The organism is Kitasatospora sp. NPDC001547, from assembly GCF_042894165.1.
GTDB lineage: Bacteria > Actinomycetota > Actinomycetes > Streptomycetales > Streptomycetaceae > Kitasatospora.
Window position 1 is genome coordinate 91174 of sequence record NZ_JBIAVL010000011.1, and the last position, 17501, is coordinate 108674.

The window sequence follows — 17501 nt, forward strand, 5'->3', positions numbered from 1 at the left end:
GGGCGCTCCCCAGCGAGGAGGTCGAGTCCTTGTCCGCACCCGAGCAGGCCCTGCCGTTCTTCGTGTACGGCACTCTGCGCAGCGGTGGCCGCAACCACGCCGTCCACCTGGCCGGGCGCTGCGCCGACGTCCGGCCCGCGGTGCTGGAGGGTGCGGCGCTGCACGAGGGACCCGGCTTCCCGTACGCGGTGCCGGACCCGGCGCCAGGGCGCCGGATCCTGGGCGAGCTCGTCACCGTACGCCCGGGCGCGTACGCCGGAGCCCTGGAGGCGCTGGACCGGCTGGAGGACTGCCGAGCGGACGGGACCGGGCTGTACGTGCGGCGGCGGGCGGCGGTGCGGACGGCGGCGGACGGGCTGCGGGAGGCCTGGGTCTACTTCGCCGGGCCCAGGGCCGAGGCGCGGCTGCGGGAGCGGCCGGCGCTGATCGAGTCGGGGGACTGGGCGGATGAGACCGCCAGGTAGGCTGCCCCGCTAGTTGGATTTTCCTACCCATTGGTCCATTCGAACGACGAGGAGCCACCCGGTGCCCGAGCTGCCACCCCCGATCACCGTCGTCGGGATCGGGGCCGACGGCTGGCCCGGCCTCGCCGCCGGTTCCCGGGCCGCGCTGCGGGAGGCCGAGGTCGTCGTCGGCGGCCCCCGCCAGCTGGACCTGCTCCCCCGCGAGGAGGTCACCGCCGAGCGGGTCCCCTGGCCGTCCCCACTGCGCCCGGCCGTCCCCGGACTGCTCGCCGCCCACGCCGGCCGCCGCACCGCCGTCCTGGCCAGCGGCGACCCGATGTTCTACGGCATCGGCCGCACCCTCGCCGAGACCGTCGGCGCCGAGCGCCTGCGCGTCCTGCCGCACCCCTCCTCCGTCTCCTACGCCTGCGCCCGGCTCGGCTGGCCGCTGGAGGCCACCGAGGTGGTCAGCCTGGTCGGCCGGCCACTGGACACCCTCTCCCTCGCCCTCCACCCCGGCCGCCGCCTGCTGCTGCTCAGCGCCGACGCGGCCACCCCGGCCGCCGTCGCCGGGCTGCTCACCGCCCGCGGCTACGGCACCGCCCGCCTACGGGTGCTCGAACAGCTCGGCGCCCCCGCCGAACGCACCCTGGACGGCCCCGCCGACGGCTGGCCGCACCCCTCCGGCGACCCGCTGAACGTCATCGCCGTCGACCTCGGCGACGGCCCGCGCACCTCCCTCGTCCCCGGCCTGCCCGACACCGCGTACGAGAGCGACGGGCAGCTCACCAAGCGCCACGTCCGCGCCGCGACCCTCGCCACGCTGGCCCCCTCCCCCGGCGAACTGCTCTGGGACGTCGGCGGCGGCTCCGGTTCGATCGCCATCGAGTGGCTGCGCGCCCACCGGGACTGCCGGGCCGTCAGCGTCGAGCGCGACCCGGTGCGGGCCGAGCGGATCGCCCGCAACGCCGCCGCCCTCGGCGTGCCCCGGCTCCGCGTGGTGACCGGCCCCGCCCCCGCCGCGCTCACGGAACTCCCCTCCCCCGACGCCGTGTTCATCGGCGGCGGCCTCACCGCGCCCGGCCTGTTGGACGGTTGCTGGGCCGCGCTGCGCCCCGGCGGCCGGATCGTCGCCAACACTGTGACGCTGGAGTCCGAGGCGCTGCTCACCGAGTGGTACCGGCGCCACGGCGGGGAGCTCGTCAAACTCGCCGTCGCCCACGCCGTCCCGGTGGGCGGCTTCACCGGGTGGCGCCAGGCCATGCCCGTCACCCAGTGGTCCGCCGTGAAGCCCGACGCTGTCACGTCCGACGGCGTCACGTCCGACGACAGCAAGCCCGACGCCGTCAAGCCCGAGACCCCTCAGGAGAACGCCTCGTGACCGTCCACTTCATCGGAGCCGGCCCGGGCGCCGCCGACCTGATCACCCTGCGCGGCCAGCGCATCCTGGCCCGCGCCGAGGTCTGCCTGTACGCGGGCAGCCTGGTGCCGCGCGAGCTGCTGGACGAGTGCCCGCCCGGCGCCCGGCTGATCGACACCGCGCAGCTCAACCTGGACCAGATCACCGCCGAGCTGGTCGCCGCGCACGAGGCCGGTCAGGACGTGGCGCGGCTGCACTCCGGCGACCCGTCCGTCTTCTCCGCCGTCGCCGAGCAGATGCGCCGCCTGGACGCGGCCGGCGTGCCGTACGAGGTGGTGCCCGGCGTGCCCGCCTTCGCCGCCGCCGCGGCCGCGCTGAAGCGGGAGCTGACCGTCCCGACCGTCGGCCAGACCGTCATCCTCACCCGGATCGCCAAGCGCGCCACCCCGATGCCCGAGGGCGAGGACCTCGCCACCCTCGGCCGCAGCGGCGCCCTGCTGGTGCTGCACCTGGCCGCCGGGTACGTGGACGACGTGGTCGAGCAGCTGCTCCCGCACTACGGCGCCGACTGCCCGGCCGCCGTGGTCGCGATGGCCAGCCGCCCCGACGAGCTGGTGCTGCGCGGCACCGTCGGCGACATCGCCGAGCAGGTGAAGGCGGCGGGCGTGGTCCGCACCGCCGTCATCCTCGTCGGCCGGACGCTGGCCGCCGAGCAGTTCCGCGACAGCCACCTCTACTCGGCGGACCGCGAGCGCCCGCACGAGCCCTGCGGGGCGTGATGCGGCACGTCCTGGTCCTCGGCGGGACCACCGAGGGGCGGGCGCTGGCCGCCGAACTCGTCCCGGCCGGCCACCGGGTCACCAGCTCGCTGGCCGGCCGGGTCGCCCGACCCCGGCTGCCCGCCGGGGAGGTGCGGATCGGCGGCTTCGGCGGGCCGGCGGGGCTGGCCGACTGGCTGCGCGCGGAAGACGTGGACGCGGTGGTGGACGCCACCCACCCGTTCGCCGCCGGCATCTCGCGGAACGCCGCCCTCGCGGCCGCCGACACCGACGTCCCCCTGCTGGTGCTGCGCCGCCCCGGCTTCACCCGGGTGGAAGGGGACCGCTGGCTCCCCGTCCCCTCGCTCGCCGCGGCTGCCGACCTGGTGCCCCGGCACGGGGAGCGGGTCTTCCTCACCACCGGCCGGCAGAGCGTCGCCGCCTTCGCCCACCTGGACGGGCTCCACTTCGTCGCCCGCTCGGTGGACCCGCCCGAGCCTCCGCTCCCGCCTTCCTTCGAAGTCCTCCTGGACCGCGGCCCGTTCACGGTCGAGGGCGAGGAGGCGCTGCTGCGCAGGCACCGGATCGACGTCGTGGTCACCAAGGACAGCGGCGGCGCCGCGACCGCCGCCAAGCTGACCGCGGCCCGCGAACTCCGCCTGCCCGTCATCATCGTGGAGCGCCCGCCGGTCCCGGAGGGCGTACCGGTCGTACCCGATGTCCCGGGCGCGCTGCGCTGGCTGGAACAACTGCGGTAGAACGCCCGAACCGGGCGCCGTCCGTCGAGGCCGGGGAGCGGCGAGACCCCGGGCCCGGGGGAAATAGCGGGCAGACCTGCCGGCGGGCGGGCAGGATGGCCCGATGACCGATGACCAGCGCACCCAGGCCCCCCGTACCGCCGACGAACGCGCCACGCTGGCGGGCTTCCTGGACCACCAGCGCGACACCCTCGCGATGAAGTGCGCGGGGCTCACCACGGAGCAGCTCCGCACCCGGGTGCTGGAACCGTCCGGGCTCTCCCTGCTCGGGCTGGTCCGCCACCTCGCCGAGGTGGAGCGAGGCTGGTTCCGCAACGTCCTCAACGGCGAGGACGTGCGCGGTTTCTGGGGACGCCGCCCGGACGGCGCCTTCGCCGAGTTCGACGTCGAGTCCGCCGACCCGGACGAGGCCTTCGCGATCTGGCGCCGCGAGTGCAACCACGCCAGGGAACTCGTGGCCGCCGCGGAGTCGTTGGACGTCCTGGGCCACCACGGCGAGGAGGTCTTCTCGCTCCGCTGGATCCTCACCCACATGATCGAGGAGTACGCCCGCCACAACGGCCACGCCGACCTGCTCCGCGAACACCTCGACGGCACCACCGGCGAGTAGCACCGACGCGTCCGGGAGCGGCGAGTAGCACCGGACGGCGCCGGGCCGGGCCGGAACGACGCCGGAACGCCACCGGCAGCGAGGGAGCGAGCAGGACGTGCGGACCCGCCAGAAGGAACGCGAGACCCCCGGGCCGTCCGAGCCCTGGAACGAGATCGTCCCCGGGCTCTGGATGGGCGGGCACTACTTCACCCCGCCCGGCGGCAAGCTGGAACCCGCGATCGTCCGCACCGGGTTCGATCTGGTGGTCAGCCTGTTCACACTCCCCGGGCACGGCCCGGCACCGGGAGTGGAGCACGTCGTCCGGGAGGTTCCCGACGCCCCGCTCTCCCCCGGTCAGCTGCTCGCCGTCCAGGAGGCGGCGGAGCTCACCGCGGCCGCCGTCCGGCGGGGGCGGCGGACGCTGGTGCGCTGCCACTCCGGGTACAACCGCTCGGGCCTGGTGGTGGCGCAGGCGCTGGTGGGGCTCGGGTACGACGGCGGTGAGGCGGTCCGGCTGGTCCGGGAGCGGCGTTCGCCCTGGGCGCTGAACAACGCGGTGTTCGTGGACTACCTGGACACCGGGCTGGAGGTCGCCGTGCTGCTGACCGGCCTCAACGGGTGAGGCCGGTCAGCGGCATGGCGGCTCATCAGATGTCGCGGAAGGTCTCGATCTGGGCGCCGATGGAGTTGAGGCGCTCGGCCAGGTCCTCGTAGCCGCGGTTGATGACGTAGACGTTGCGCAGGACGGAGGTGCCCTGGGCGGCGAGCATGGCGAGCAGGATGACCACGGCGGGGCGCAGGGCCGGCGGGCACATCATCTCGGCGGCGCGCCAGCGGGTGGGACCCTGGACCAGCACGCGGTGCGGGTCGAGGAGCTTGACGTCGGCGCCGAGGCGGGTCAGCTCGGTCAGGTAGATCGCGCGGTTGTCGTACACCCAGTCGTGGATCATCGTGGTGCCGTGCGCGGCCGCGGCGATGGCGGCGAAGAACGGCACGTTGTCGATGTTGATGCCGGGGAACGGCATCGGGTGGATGGTGTCGATCGGCGCGGTCAGCTTGGAGGGGCGCACGGTGAGGTCGACCAGCCGGGTGTGGCCGTTGTGGGCCGGGTACTCGGGGGTGCGGTCGTAGTCGAGGCCCATGCCCTCCAGCACCGCGAGCTCGATCTCCAGGAACTCGATCGGCACCCGGCGGATGGTCAGCTCGGAGGAGGTGACGACGGCGGCGGCCAGCAGGCTCATCGCCTCCACCGGGTCCTCGGCCGGGGTGTAGTCGACGTCGCAGGTGATCTCCGGGACGCCGTGCACGGTGAGGGTGGTGGTGCCGATGCCCTCGATCCTCACGCCCAGCTCCTCCAGGAAGAAGCAGAGGTCCTGGACCATGTAGTTGGGCGAGGCGTTGCGGATGACGCTGACGCCGTCGTGCCGGGCGGCGGCCAGCAGGGCGTTCTCGGTGACGGTGTCCCCGCGCTCGGTCAGCACGATCGGCCGGTCCAGCGGGGCGCCCGGCTCGACCGAGGCGTGGTAGGCGCCACCGGTGGTGGCGACCTCCAGGCCGAAGCGGCGCAGCGCGGTCAGGTGCGGCTGCACGGTGCGGGTGCCGAGGTCGCAGCCGCCCGCGTACGGGATGGCGAAGCGCTGGGCGCGGTGCATCAGCGGGCCGAGGAACATCAGCACGCTGCGGGTGCGGCGGGCCGCCTCGACGTCCATCGCCGCGAGGTCCAGTTCGAGCGGCGGGGTGAGTTCGAGGTCGCGGCCCTCGTTGATCCAGCGGCTCTTGACGCCGATGCTGGTGAGCACCTCGAGGATGCGGTAGACCTCCTCGATCCGGGCGACGCTGCGGATCGTGGTGCGCCCGGTGGTCAGCAGCGAGGCGCAGAGGATCGCCACGCAGGCGTTCTTGCTGCTGCGGACGTCGATCGCGCCGGAGAGCCGGGTGCCGCCGGCGACGCGCAGGTGCATCGGGCCGGAGTACCCGAGGGAGACGATCTCGCTGTCGAGGGCTTCGCCGATGCGGGCGATCATCTCAAGGCTGACGTTCTGCTTGCCCTGTTCGATGCGGTTGACCGCGCTCTGGCTGGTTCCGAGGGCCTCTCCGAGCTGCGCCTGGGACCAGCCGCGGTGCTGGCGCGCGGTACGGATGAGGGTGCCGATACGGGTGAGGTAGTCGCCTGTCACTCGCCAGACGATATCTCATGGTTGAGATGACGACAGGACGAGGGCCCGGCATGGTGCGCTATTTGTCCGTTTCTCACCCCGTATGGACGTCAGTTCTCCACATCACCAGGTGATGTTGTCACGCCGCCGTGACACTCGTGACATTGTCACGGCCCCAGCGGCTCCGCCCGGCCGACGACCGTGCCCGCCCGGTCGATGCAGATGACGTCCACCGCGACCGGCGAGCCCAGCAGCACGCCGAGCGCCGTCGCCCGGGCCGCCTCGGCGACGAGGTCTCCGAGCGGCACCCCGGCCGCCCGGCACAACTGCACCGCCTCCAGTGCGGTGTTGGCGCCCGCGACCGCGTCGACCAGTGCCTCGTCCGCCCCGCCCTGCCGGGCCAGTCCGGCCAGGTACCCCTTGTCCACCTGGGAGCGCGCCGAGTGGAGGTCGAGGTGGCCGGCCGCGAGCTTGGACAGCTTGGCGAAGCCGCCGGCGATGGTCAGCCGGGGCACCGGGTGGCGCTTGAGGTACTTGAGGACGGCGCCGGCGAAGTCGCCCATGTCCAGCAGGGCGTCCTCGGGCAGCCCGTGCTCCGCGACCGCGACCTTCTCCGAGGTCGAGCCGGTGCAACCGGCCACGTGGGTGCGCCCCGCGGCCCGGGCCACGTCCACCCCGCGGCGGATCGAGTCGATCCAGGCCGAGCAGGAGTAGGGGACGACCACCCCGGTCGTGCCGAGGACGGACAGACCGCCGAGGATGCCGAGCCGGGGGTTCCAGGTGGAACGGGCGATCTCCTCGCCGTGGTCGATCGAGATCTCGACCACCACGTCCCCGCTGCCGCCGTGCGCGGCGGCCACCTCGGCGACGGCGTCCCGGATCATCTGCCGGGGCACCGGGTTGATCGCGGGCTCGCCGACGGGCAGCGGCAGGCCGGCCTTGGTGACCGTCCCCACCCCGGGGCCGGCCCGGAACACCACCCCGGTGCCGGGCTCGCCGGACCGCACGGTCGAACGGATCAGCGCGCCGTGGGTGACGTCGGGGTCGTCGCCCGCGTCCTTGACCACCCCGGCCATGGCGGCAGCCGGCCGGGCGTCCGTGCCGGTCGGGACCATCGTGCCGGTCGGGTCCGTCGCACCGGTCGGGTCCGTCGTACCGGTCGGGACCACCGCATGCGCCGGCTCCCCGGCCCCGGTCAGCTCCTCGGCGGCGAGGGCGAAGGCGGGCTGCTGGCCCTTGGGCAGGGTGATGACCACCGGGTCCGGGAACTCGCCGGTGAGCAGCGCCGTGTACGCGGCCTTGGTGGCGGCGGTGGCGCAGGCGCCCGTCGTCCAGCCGGGCCGCAGTCCGCTGCTCTTCAGCTGGCCGGCCCGGCCTCCCGCTCCCGCCTCGGCTCCCGCTGCGGCCACCTGCGCCCCGTTTCCGACGGCGCCCGCGCCGTCCTGCTCCGCTCCGGCGACCGCACCGGCCGCCAGTCGCCGATTTTCCCCCACCCGGCCCGGCGGGACCCGACCGGGGTCGCGGGACCCGACCGGAGTCGCGGGACCCGATCGAGTGGCGGGACCCGACCGGGGTGGCGGCGGCCGCGTCGGGCGCGGGTCGGCGATTCCGGTGGCGCGAGGTGTGAAGGCGCGCCGCCCCGCGTTCCCGAAGAGTTCTCCGCATGGGCCTCGCCCACCGTGCCTACCAGTGAGTAATCTGGCGGTCCGCCAGAAAGCGGGTTCATGACACACGTGGGCCCGGCCGGGGACGACCGCCCCGCCGGGCCATCAGTATGTGGGGGTTATTTGTGGCAGGGATGAGTCGGCGTACGTTCCTCACGGGTACGTCGGTGGCCGCGGCCTGGTCGGCCTTGTCGCTGGGCGGCGCGCAGTTCGCCTCGGCCGCGGCGCGCGACCAGGCGCTGGCGACGACGGCCGCGCGGGCGGTCAGGATCACCGGGACCACGCTGGAGCAGGTGGCCACGCCGGTCGGCACCGGCGGCTACAAGCGGCTGACGGCCGGACCGGGCTGGCCGCTGGTGGTGCGCGGCGACCTGGCGTCGGCGACCGCCGGCCGGGACGACCGCCGGACCGGCCTCGCCAGCTTCGTCCAGTTCAGCGACCTGCACCTGGTGGACACCGAGTCCCCGGTGCGCTTCGAGTACCTGGCCAAGCTCAACGGCAGCGCCTACCGGCCGCAGGAGGCCCTGAACGCCCGCGGCGTCTCGGCCCTGGTCGAGCGGGTCAACTCGCTCGCCGGCGGCCCGCACACCGGGATGCCGTTCAGCATGGTGATGGCCACCGGCGACAACACCGACAACCACGAGCTCGCCGAACTCGACTGGTACCTCAAGGTCATGGGCGGCGGCCGGCTGGCCCAGAACACCGGTGACCCCAACCGCTACGAGGGCGTGCAGAACTCCGGCAACGCCGCCTACTGGAACCCCGAACTCGCCTACAGCGACGGCTACAAGGCGAAGGGCTTCCCGCAGATACCCGGTTTCCTGTCCGCCGCCGGACGCCCCTTCGACGCGCCGGGCCTGCGCACGCCCTGGTACACCACGGTCGGCAACCACGACGACAGCATCGAGGGCTCGCTGCCGGACTTCGGACTGCTGAACGACCTGTACACCGGCCAGTACAAGCTGGAGGGCTGCGACGACGCCACGGCCGCCCAGCTGACGGACTCGCTGCGCCGCGACCCGGCGGGCGCCGTGCTGCTGCTGGCGAAGCTGCTCGCCGACGGCGACCTGGTGCGCAAGGTCACCCCCGACGAGCGCCGCCGGCCGTTCACGCTCAAGGAGTTCGCCAAGGCCCACCTGGACCCGGCGGTCACCGGCGCCGGCCCGTACGGGCACGGATTCACCTCGGACATGGTGAACAGCGGGAAGCTCTACTACACCTTCCGCATCTCGGAGAAGGTGGTCGGCATCAGCCTGGACACCACCAACCAGGCCGGGTTCGCCGACGGTTCGCTGGGCACCGCGCAACTGCGCTGGCTGGAGCAGCAGTTGAAGGCCCACAGCGGGCACTGGTACGACGCCGACGGGCGCCGGGTGACGGGCGGGAGCACGGACGAGCTGATCCTCGTCTTCAGCCACCACACCAGCGGCACCATGGGCAACCTGCTGCCGGACCCGCGCAACATCTTCGAGGGGCGGCACGACGGCAACGAGCTGGTGGCGCTGCTCCAGCGCTACCCGAACGTCGTCGCGTGGGTGAACGGGCACACCCACATGAACAAGATCACGCCGCACGGGCACACGGTGCCGGAGCGGGCGTTCTGGGAGATCAACACCGCCTCGCACATCGACTACCCGCAGCACGGGCGGATCATCGAGATCGCGGACAACGGGGACGGCACGCTCTCGCTGTTCACCACGCTGATCGAGTCCTCGGCGCCGTACGGGACGGACTTCGGCGGCACTTCGGACGCCAACCTCGCGGCGCTCTACCGCGAGCTGTCGTACAACGACCCGAACGGCCGCCCGACGGCGCTGCTGGGCTCGGGCGGGGACCACAACACCGAGCTGCTGATCACCAAGCCGACCCGGTAGCGGGTGGCGGGAGCGCGCTACGGGCCGACGGCTGACGGCTGACGGCTGACGGCTGACAGAGAACAGCTGACGGCGAACGGATAACAGATGACAGCGAACAGATGATGAAATCTGTTCGCTGTCATCTGTTCGCCCGTCAGTCCCCCGTCACTCCTCCGGGTACCGCCGCGGCGTCCAGACGACCTCCACGCCGCCGCCCCGCTCGACCGCCCGGGTCTGCGAGGAGCCGATCAGCAGGATGGTCCGCATGTCGACCAGCGCCGGGTCCAGCTCGCCCAGCCGGACGATCCGCACCCGCTCGGTCGGGCCGCCGACGTCGCGGGCCATCACCACCGGGGTCTCCGGGGCCCGGTACTCCAGCAGCAGGTCCCGGGCGAGCCCGACCTGGGTGGTCCGGGACTTCGAGCCCGGGTTGTACAGCGCGAGCACCAGGTCCGCCTCGGCCGCGGCGCGCAGCCGCTTCGCCACCACGTCCCAGGGCTTGAGCCGGTCCGAGAGCGACACCGTCGCGTAGTCGTGGCCGAGCGGGGCGCCGGCCCGGGAGGCGGCCGCGTGCGCGGCGGTCATCCCCGGGAGCACCCGTACCGGGACGTCCCGGTACGCCTCCTCGCAGGCGACCTCCAGCACCGCGGTGGCCATCGCGAACACCCCCGGGTCACCGGAGGAGACCACCGCGACGCGGTGTCCGCGCCGGGCGAGGTCCAGGGCGAACTCGGCGCGCTCCGACTCCACCTTGTTGTCCGAGCCGTGCCGCTGCTGCCCCGGCCGCTCCGGCACCCGGTCCAGGTAGGTGGTGTAGCCGACCAGGTCGGTGGCCTCGGCCAGCGCACCGCGCGCCTCGGCGGTCAGCCAGAGCGGTCCGGCCGGCCCGGTGCCGACCACGGTCACGCTGCCGACGCCGTCCGACAGCCGGACCTCCGGCTCCAGCGGCGCGACCTTGCTCGGCAGCACCGCGACCGAGAAGTACGGCACCGTCTCGCCGTCGACCTCGGCGAGCGGCGCGACCCGCTCGCCCGCCATGAAGGCCCGCTCCACGTACTGCGCGTCCGCCAGCCGCCCCGCCCGCTCCAGGGCCCGGCGGACGGTCGGGAAGGTGCGACCCAGCTTCATGATCACGGCCGAGTCGGCGGCCGCGATCCGCGCCGTCAGCTCCTCCTCGGGCAGTGTCCCGGGGATGACGGTGAGCGTCTCCTCGGCCTCGGTCAGCGGCTGCCCGAGCCGGGCGGCGGCCGCGCTGAGCGAGGTCACGCCCGGCACCACCTCGGTCGGGTAGCGGTGCGCGAGCCGCTTGTGCATGTGCTGGTAGGAGCCGTAGAAGAGCGGGTCGCCCTCGGCGAGGACCACCACGTCGCGCCCGGCGTCCAGGTGGGCGGCCAGCCGGGCGGCGGCCTCCGCGTAGAAGTCGTCCAGCGCGCCCCGGTAGCCGCCGGGGTGGTCGGTGGTCTCGACGGTGAGCGGGTAGACCAGCTTCTCCTCGATCTGACCATCCGTCAGGTACCGTTCGGCGATCGAGCGCGCGATGGACCGGCCGTGCCGGGCGCTGTGGTAGGCCACCACGTCCGCCTTGCCGATGAGTTCGGCGGCGCGGACGGTCACCAGCGACGGGTCGCCCGGGCCGAGTCCGACCCCGTACAGCCGACCCATGGTGTTCTGACGGTCCGTCACTCTTCCTCGCTCGCAATCGCGTTGATGGCGGCGGCGGCGATCGCGCTGCCGCCGCGCCGGCCGCGCACCACCAGGTGCTCCAGGCCGGACGGGTGCTCGGCCAGGGCCTGCTTGGACTCGGCGGCGCCGATGAAGCCGACCGGGACGCCGATCACCGCGGCCGGTCGCGGCGCGCCCGCCTCGATCATCTCCAGCAGCCGGAACAGCGAGGTCGGCGCGTTGCCGACGGCGACCACCGCGCCTTCCAGCCGGGGCAGCCACAGCTCCATGGCCGCGGCGCTGCGGGTGTTGCCCATCGCCCGGGCGAGTTCGGGCACTGACGGGTCGGTGAGGGTGCAGATCACCTCGTTGTCGGCGGGTAGCCGCTTGCGGGTGACGCCGCTCGCGACCATGTTGACGTCGCAGAGGATCGGCGCACCGGCGCGCAGCGCGGCGCGCGCGGAGGCGACCACACCGGGCGAGTACACCAGGTCCTCGACCAGGTCGACCATCCCGCAGGCGTGGATCATCCGCACCGCGACCTGCGAGACGTCCGCCGGGAGGGCGGCCAGATCGGCCTCCGCGCGGATGGTGGCAAAGGACTGGCGGTAGATGGACGCGCCGTCCTTCTCGTACTCGATCACTTCGTGGTCCTCCTGGCCTCGGCGACCGCCTCGGCCATCTCCTCGTTCGTCACGTCGACGCTCGCCGCATTGACGACCGTCGCATCGGCGGCGGTCGCGGTGGCCGTCGCTCCGGCCCCCGCCCCGCCGACCGGCTCGTTCACCGACCCGTTGACCGCCTCGTTCACCGACCCGTTCACCGTCACCCGGTAGCCGCGCCCGGTGGCGAGCACGTCCACCCACCGCCCGGCCGGGTGGCCGCAGCGCCGTTCACAGCCCGACCAGTGGACGGGCAGCACACCGGCGAGAGCGGTACCGACGGGAGCGGCACCGGCACCGGGCGCACCGGCGAGGCCGGACCCCGCGGCGACACCGGCCGCGCCGGCGTCCAGCGCCCGGGCCGCGTCCGCGCGGACGTCGGCCAGCGACTTGGCGCAGCCCGGCAGCCCGGTGCAGGCGGTGGCCCGCTCCCAGGCGGAGCCCGGCTCGGTGCGGAAGCCGGCCGCGGCGAGCGCGGGTAGCCGGTCGGCCGGAGCGCCTGGCAGCACCGCCCCGCGCCAGGGGGTCAGCCGCAGTTCACCGGCCGAGGCGGCGACCAGCGTCCGCCACTGCCCGGCGCTCGCCCGGCCGAAGCGCAGTCCCACCGAGAGCCCGCCGGGCAGCGCGCCGACCGCGGGCGCGGTGCCGGCGAAGGCGGGCAGCGGCACCGAGCCGGCCGGCAGCAGTTCGGGGACCTCGCGCAGGTGCCAGGCCTTGCGCCCGTTCGTCCGCAGCGCCGCCAGGAAGGAGCGGGCCGCGTCCAGTACGGCCGTGACCTCCCGTCCGGTCTCGACCGGGTGCCCGCGGCCGTCCCGTCCGAGGCGCAGCAGCCGGGTGCCGTCCGGGCTTGCGATCAATGTCACATCGGCGTCGAGCGCGGCGACGTCGCCCCGGCCGTCGTCCAGCGCGAACAGGAACTTGCCGGAGAGCCCGGCCGCCCAGTCGCTCGCACAGAGCCGCGCGTCCAACTCCCGCACCCAGGACTGCACATCGGCGCCACCGGGGGCGTCGGCCGGGTCCAGTCCCGCGGTCGGCGAGGCGACGATGTTGCGGACCCGCTCGTGGGTGTCCGAGGGCAGCAGCCCGACGGCGCGCAGCCGGTCGGCGAGCTCGGCGGCGCAGTGCGGGGCCAGGCCGCGCAGCTGGACGTTGCCGCGCGAGGTGGTCTCCAGCTCACCGTCGCCGAGGGCCTCGGCCGCCTCGGCCAGCGCGAGCGCCTGACGGACCGTCAGCAGCCCGCCGGGCAGGCGGATTCGGGCCAGGGCGCCGTCGTCGGCCGTATGCAGACGAAGCGCTCCGGGACAGGCGTCCGCACGCCCCCGGTCGGGCACCTCCCGGTCGGGTCCTGCGGCGCCCGGCGCGGTGGCGTCGGGTGTCGGTGGCATGGCGGCGAGCATACAGATGATCCGATCGCTTGCCTCCGTCCGCTGCATCACACTCCCGGTCCCGCTCCCGGCCCGCACCCCGGCCCGGTGCCGCCGCAGGTACCGCCACGGGAGCCCTCCCGGGTGTCGGACGTCGCCCCGGGTGCCCGGCCGTCCGAAAGCTCACCCTCCCCCAGCTCAGCCGTACCCCGTACGATGCTGGCGGACGGTCCCCCGCGGACCGTCCGCACGCCAGCGACGGCGCAGGGGAGGAAACCGGTGCGAACCCGGTGCGGTCCCGCCACTGTGACCGCGGTTCACCGGTAGACCGGTCGGCCGCGGGAGCCAGGAACTCCTGCCGTCCTCCACCGGCCCGGGGCGCGGACCCCGAGGAAGGCAGAAATGTTCCAGCGCTGTCGCATGCCCGCGCCCGCGTCCCCGGCCGCCACCACGGCCGTCCGGGCCGCCGTCACGACCACCCCGGTCGACGCCACGGCCGCCCCGGCCACCACGGCGGCCGTCCCGGCCCAGATCCCGGCCACCCTGGCCACCGACGAGGCCGGGAGGGCCTTCACATGATCCTGCTGCTGTCGACGTCCGACACCGACCTGCTCAGCGCCCGGGCCTCCGAGGGCCCGGTGCGCTACCGGCTCGGCAACCCGGCCCGGCTCACCCCCGAGGACCTGCCCGCGCTGCTGGAGGGCACCGAACTCGTCGTGGTCCGCCTGCTCGGCGGCCGCCGCGCCTGGCAGGAGGGCCTGGACGCGCTGCTGGCCGGCCCCCGCCCGGTGGTGGTGCTGACGGGTGAGCAGGCCCCCGACGCCCAGCTGATGGAGCTGTCCACCGTCCCGGCCGGCATCGCCGCCGAGGCGCACGCCTACCTGGCCCACGGCGGCGCGGCCAACCTGGCCGAGCTGGGCTCCTTCCTCTCCGACACGGTGCTGCTGACCGGCCACGGCTTCGCCCCGCCCGCCTCCGCCCCCGCCTGGGGCCCGCTGGAGCGCGAAGCCCGTACGAACGAGGGCCCGACCGTCGCGGTGCTCTACTACCGCGCCCACCACATGAGCGGCAACACCGCCTTCGTGGAGACGCTCTGCCGGGCCGTCGAGGACCAGGGCGCCCGGGCCAGGGCCTACTACTGCGCCTCGCTGCGCGGCGCCGAGCCCGAACTGCTGGCCGCGCTCGGCGAGGCCGACGCGATCGTCACCACCGTGCTCGCCGCCGGCGGCACCCGCCCGGCCGACGCCCAGGCCGGCGGGGACGAGGAGGCCTGGGACGCGGGCGCGCTGGCCGCACTCGACCGCCCGATCCTCCAGGCGCTCTGCCTCACCTGGTCGCGCGCCCAGTGGGAGGCCAGCGACGACGGCCTGTCCCCGCTGGACACCGCCACCCAGATCGCGGTGCCGGAGTTCGACGGCCGCCTGATCACCGTCCCGTTCTCCTTCAAGGAGCTGGACGAGGACGGCCTCACCGTCTACGCCGCCGACCCGGAGCGCGCCGCCCGCGTCGCCGGCACCGCCGTCAAGCACGCCCGGCTGCGGCACGTCCCGGCCGCCGAGCGCCGCCTCGCCCTGGTGCTGTCCGCCTACCCGACCAAGCACGCCCGGGTCGGCAACGCCGTCGGCCTGGACACCCCGGCCAGCGCGGTGCGGCTGCTGGAGCGGCTGCGTGCGGAGGGCATGGACCTGGGGGAGGACCTCCCCTCCTTCCACGACGAGGACGGCGGCCACGAGGGCGACGCGCTGATCCACGCCCTGATCGCGGCCGGCGGCTACGACCAGGACTGGCTCACCGAGGACCAGTTGGCCCGCAACCCGGTGCGCATCCCCGCCGCCGACTACCGCCGCTGGTACGCCACCCTCCCGCAGGGCCTGCGCGAGCAGGTCGAGGAGCACTGGGGCCCGGCGCCCGGCGAGCTGTACGTCGACCGTTCGCAGAACCCGGACGGCGACATCGTGCTGGCCGCGATCCGCTCCGGGAACCTGCTGGTGCTGATCCAGCCGCCGCGCGGCTTCGGCGAGAACCCGGTCGCCATCTACCACGACCCCGACCTGCCGCCGAGCCACCACTACCTGGCCGCCTACCGCTGGATCGAGGCCGCCCAGGAGGACGGCGGCTTCGGCGCCCACGCGGTGATCCACCTCGGCAAGCACGGCAACCTGGAGTGGCTGCCCGGCAAGACCGCGGCGCTGTCCGCCGAGTGCGGTCCGGACGCCGTCCTCGGCGACCTGCCGCTGGTCTACCCCTTCCTGGTCAACGACCCGGGCGAGGGCACCCAGGCCAAGCGCCGCGCCCACGCCACCCTCGTCGACCACCTCGTCCCGCCGATGGCCCGCGCCGACTCCTACGGCGACATCGCGCGCCTGGAGCAGCTGCTGGACGAGCACTCCAACATCGCCGCGATGGACCCGGCCAAGCTGCCGGCGATCCGCGCCCAGATCTGGACCCTGATCCAGGCCGCCAAGCTCGACCACGACCTCGGCCTGGAGGAGCGCCCCGAGGACGACGGCTTCGACGACTTCCTGCTGCACGTCGACGGCTGGCTCTGCGAGGTCAAGGACGCCCAGATCCGCGACGGCCTGCACGTCCTCGGCCAGGCGCCGGCCGGCACCGACCGGGTCAACATCGTGCTGGCCATCCTGCGCGCCCGGCAGATCTGGGGCGGCGTCAGCGCCCTGCCCGGCCTGCGCGAGGCGCTCGGCCTGGACGAGGCGGCGCTGACCCTCGGCGCCACCGACGCGGCCGAGGCCGAGGCCCGCGCCCTGGTCGAGGCGATGGAGGCGGAGGACTGGGCGCCCGAGGCGGTCGAGAAGGTCACCGCCGGTCTGCCGGAGGCCGTCCGGGAGCCGGTCCGCGAGGTGCTGGCCTTCGCCGCCACCCAGGTGGTGCCGCGACTGGCCGCCACCACCGACGAGCTGGACGCCGTGCTGCACGCGCTCCAGGGCGGCTTCGTCCCGGCCGGCCCGTCCGGCTCGCCGCTGCGCGGCCTGGTCAACGTGCTGCCGACCGGCCGCAACTTCTACTCCGTCGACCCGAAGGCCGTCCCCAGCAAGCTCGCCTGGGAGACCGGCCAGGCGCTCGCCTCCTCGCTGGTCGAGCGCTACCGCGCGGACAACGACGGCGCCTTCCCGCCCTCGGTCGGGCTCTCGCTCTGGGGCACCAGCGCGATGCGCACCGCCGGCGACGACATCGCCGAGGCCTTCGCGCTGCTCGGCGTCCGGCCGGTCTGGGACGACGCCTCCCGCCGGGTCACCGGCCTGGAGCCGATCCCGCTGGACGAGCTGGGCCGCCCGCGCATCGACGTCACGCTGCGCATCTCCGGCTTCTTCCGGGACGCCTTCCCGCACGTCGTCGCCCTGCTGGACGACGCGGTGCGCCTGGCCGCCGCCCAGGAGGAGTCCGCCGAGTCGAACTACGTGCGCGCCCACGTCCAGGCCGACCTCGCGGTGCACGGCGACGAGCGCAAGGCCACCGTCCGCGTCTTCGGTTCCCGCCCGGGCACCTACGGCGCGGGCCTGCTCCAGCTGATCGACAGCCGGGACTGGCGCACCGACGCCGACCTGGCCGAGGTGTACACGGTCTGGGGCGGCTACGCGTACGGCCGCGGGCTGGACGGGCGCCCGGCGCGCGAGGAGATGGAGACCGCGTACAAGCGGATCACCGTCGCCGCGAAGAACACCGACACCCGCGAGCACGACATCGCCGACTCGGACGACTACTTCCAGTACCACGGCGGCATGGTGGCCACCGTGCGCGCCCTCACCGGCAAGGCGCCGACCGCCTACATCGGCGACTCGACCCGCCCGGAGACGGTCCGCACCCGCACCCTGACCGAGGAGGCCGCCAGGGTCTTCCGCGCCCGGGTGGTCAACCCGCGCTGGATCGAGGCGATGCGCCGCCACGGCTACAAGGGCGCCTTCGAGATGGCCGCGACGGTGGACTACCTGTTCGGCTACGACGCCACCACTGGCGTGGTCGCGGACTGGATGTACGAGAAGCTGACCCAGGAGTACGTCCTCGACCCGGTCAACCGGGAGTTCCTCGCGGGCGCCAACCCGTGGGCGCTGCACGGCATCAGCGAGCGGCTGCTGGAGGCGGCGAGCCGCGGGCTGTGGGAGCAGCCGGACCCGGAGCTGATCGAGCAGCTGCAGGCCGCGTTCCTGGAGACCGAGGGGGACCTGGAGGGCGACGAGGGCTGAGGCCCCGACCCCGCGCGGGGCGGGCCG

The 17501-nt window shown here is 74.4% G+C and carries 14 protein-coding genes and 1 riboswitch; of the genes, 9 read left to right on the forward strand and 5 right to left on the reverse strand.

The genetic code is table 11. The annotated features are described in order from the left end of the window. Positions 1 to 29 precede the first annotated feature (29 nt). From ACFY0X_RS21105 to ACFY0X_RS21130, 6 genes are all read left to right on the forward strand, one after another. The gene (locus tag ACFY0X_RS21105) at positions 30 to 464 is read left to right on the forward strand and encodes a gamma-glutamylcyclotransferase family protein (RefSeq protein ID WP_387756680.1); all 435 of its coding nucleotides are present in this window, start codon (positions 30 to 32) and stop codon (positions 462 to 464) included. A gap of 61 nt (positions 465 to 525) precedes the next feature. After that, entirely contained in the window at positions 526 to 1824 is a 1299-nt protein-coding gene (gene cbiE, locus ACFY0X_RS21110) for a precorrin-6y C5,15-methyltransferase (decarboxylating) subunit CbiE (protein ID WP_387756681.1), read from the forward strand. Beyond that, on the forward strand, positions 1821 to 2582 hold the full coding sequence (gene cobM / locus ACFY0X_RS21115; protein WP_387756682.1) for a precorrin-4 C(11)-methyltransferase: 762 nt from the start codon (positions 1821 to 1823) through the stop codon (positions 2580 to 2582). The genes cbiE and cobM overlap by 4 nt, the downstream gene beginning before the upstream one ends. Then, complete coding sequence (locus ACFY0X_RS21120; protein WP_387756822.1) at positions 2582 to 3319, forward strand: cobalt-precorrin-6A reductase; 738 nt, start codon at positions 2582 to 2584, stop codon at positions 3317 to 3319. Before cobM ends, ACFY0X_RS21120 begins: the two co-directional genes overlap by 1 nt. A gap of 103 nt (positions 3320 to 3422) precedes the next feature. Further along, positions 3423 to 3929 carry a DinB family protein gene (locus tag ACFY0X_RS21125; RefSeq protein WP_387756683.1) on the forward strand — a complete coding sequence of 169 codons (507 nt, stop codon included), beginning with the start codon at positions 3423 to 3425 and terminating at the stop codon, positions 3927 to 3929. 97 nt (positions 3930 to 4026) lie between these two features. Next, entirely contained in the window at positions 4027 to 4533 is a 507-nt protein-coding gene (locus ACFY0X_RS21130; protein ID WP_387756684.1) for a protein phosphatase, read from the forward strand. 25 nt (positions 4534 to 4558) lie between these two features. Here the strand turns inward: ACFY0X_RS21130 and ACFY0X_RS21135 are convergent, their stop codons facing one another. Together ACFY0X_RS21135 and ACFY0X_RS21140 are read right to left on the reverse strand one after the other, a co-directional pair. Continuing rightward, the gene (locus ACFY0X_RS21135; protein WP_387756685.1) at positions 4559 to 6088 is read right to left on the reverse strand and encodes a UDP-N-acetylglucosamine 1-carboxyvinyltransferase; all 1530 of its coding nucleotides are present in this window, start codon (positions 6086 to 6088) and stop codon (positions 4559 to 4561) included. Between the two features lie 146 nt (positions 6089 to 6234). After that, a complete protein-coding gene (locus ACFY0X_RS21140; protein WP_387756686.1) occupies positions 6235 to 7476 on the reverse strand; it encodes a cobalt-precorrin-5B (C(1))-methyltransferase in 1242 nt (413 codons plus the stop codon). 389 nt (positions 7477 to 7865) lie between these two features. Between ACFY0X_RS21140 and ACFY0X_RS21145 the strand changes: the two genes are divergently transcribed. Continuing rightward, positions 7866 to 9605: a TIGR03767 family metallophosphoesterase gene (locus ACFY0X_RS21145; protein WP_387756687.1), complete on the forward strand. Its 1740-nt coding sequence runs from the start codon at positions 7866 to 7868 to the stop codon at positions 9603 to 9605. A gap of 147 nt (positions 9606 to 9752) precedes the next feature. Here the strand turns inward: ACFY0X_RS21145 and ACFY0X_RS21150 are convergent, their stop codons facing one another. Genes ACFY0X_RS21150 through ACFY0X_RS21160 form a run of 3 tightly spaced genes read right to left on the reverse strand, consistent with a single transcriptional unit; the run spans position 9753 to position 13308 of the window. Further along, the gene (locus ACFY0X_RS21150) at positions 9753 to 11249 is read right to left on the reverse strand and encodes a precorrin-2 C(20)-methyltransferase (RefSeq protein ID WP_387756823.1); all 1497 of its coding nucleotides are present in this window, start codon (positions 11247 to 11249) and stop codon (positions 9753 to 9755) included. Between the two features lie 17 nt (positions 11250 to 11266). Further along, complete coding sequence (locus ACFY0X_RS21155; protein ID WP_387756688.1) at positions 11267 to 11893, reverse strand: precorrin-8X methylmutase; 627 nt, start codon at positions 11891 to 11893, stop codon at positions 11267 to 11269. After that, entirely contained in the window at positions 11890 to 13308 is a 1419-nt protein-coding gene (locus ACFY0X_RS21160) for a cobalamin biosynthesis protein CobG (protein WP_387756689.1), read from the reverse strand. The genes ACFY0X_RS21155 and ACFY0X_RS21160 overlap by 4 nt, the downstream gene beginning before the upstream one ends. A gap of 236 nt (positions 13309 to 13544) precedes the next feature. Next, positions 13545 to 13630, forward strand: a riboswitch (cobalamin riboswitch). 47 nt (positions 13631 to 13677) lie between these two features. Here ACFY0X_RS21160 and ACFY0X_RS21165 point away from each other — a divergent pair. Together ACFY0X_RS21165 and cobN are read left to right on the forward strand one after the other, a co-directional pair. Continuing rightward, positions 13678 to 13854: a hypothetical protein gene (locus ACFY0X_RS21165; RefSeq protein ID WP_387756690.1), complete on the forward strand. Its 177-nt coding sequence runs from the start codon at positions 13678 to 13680 to the stop codon at positions 13852 to 13854. Next, positions 13851 to 17474 (forward strand): cobaltochelatase subunit CobN, encoded by a 3624-nt coding sequence (gene cobN / locus ACFY0X_RS21170; RefSeq protein WP_387756691.1) that lies wholly within the window; start codon positions 13851 to 13853, stop codon positions 17472 to 17474. The genes ACFY0X_RS21165 and cobN overlap by 4 nt, the downstream gene beginning before the upstream one ends. Positions 17475 to 17501 lie beyond the last annotated feature (27 nt).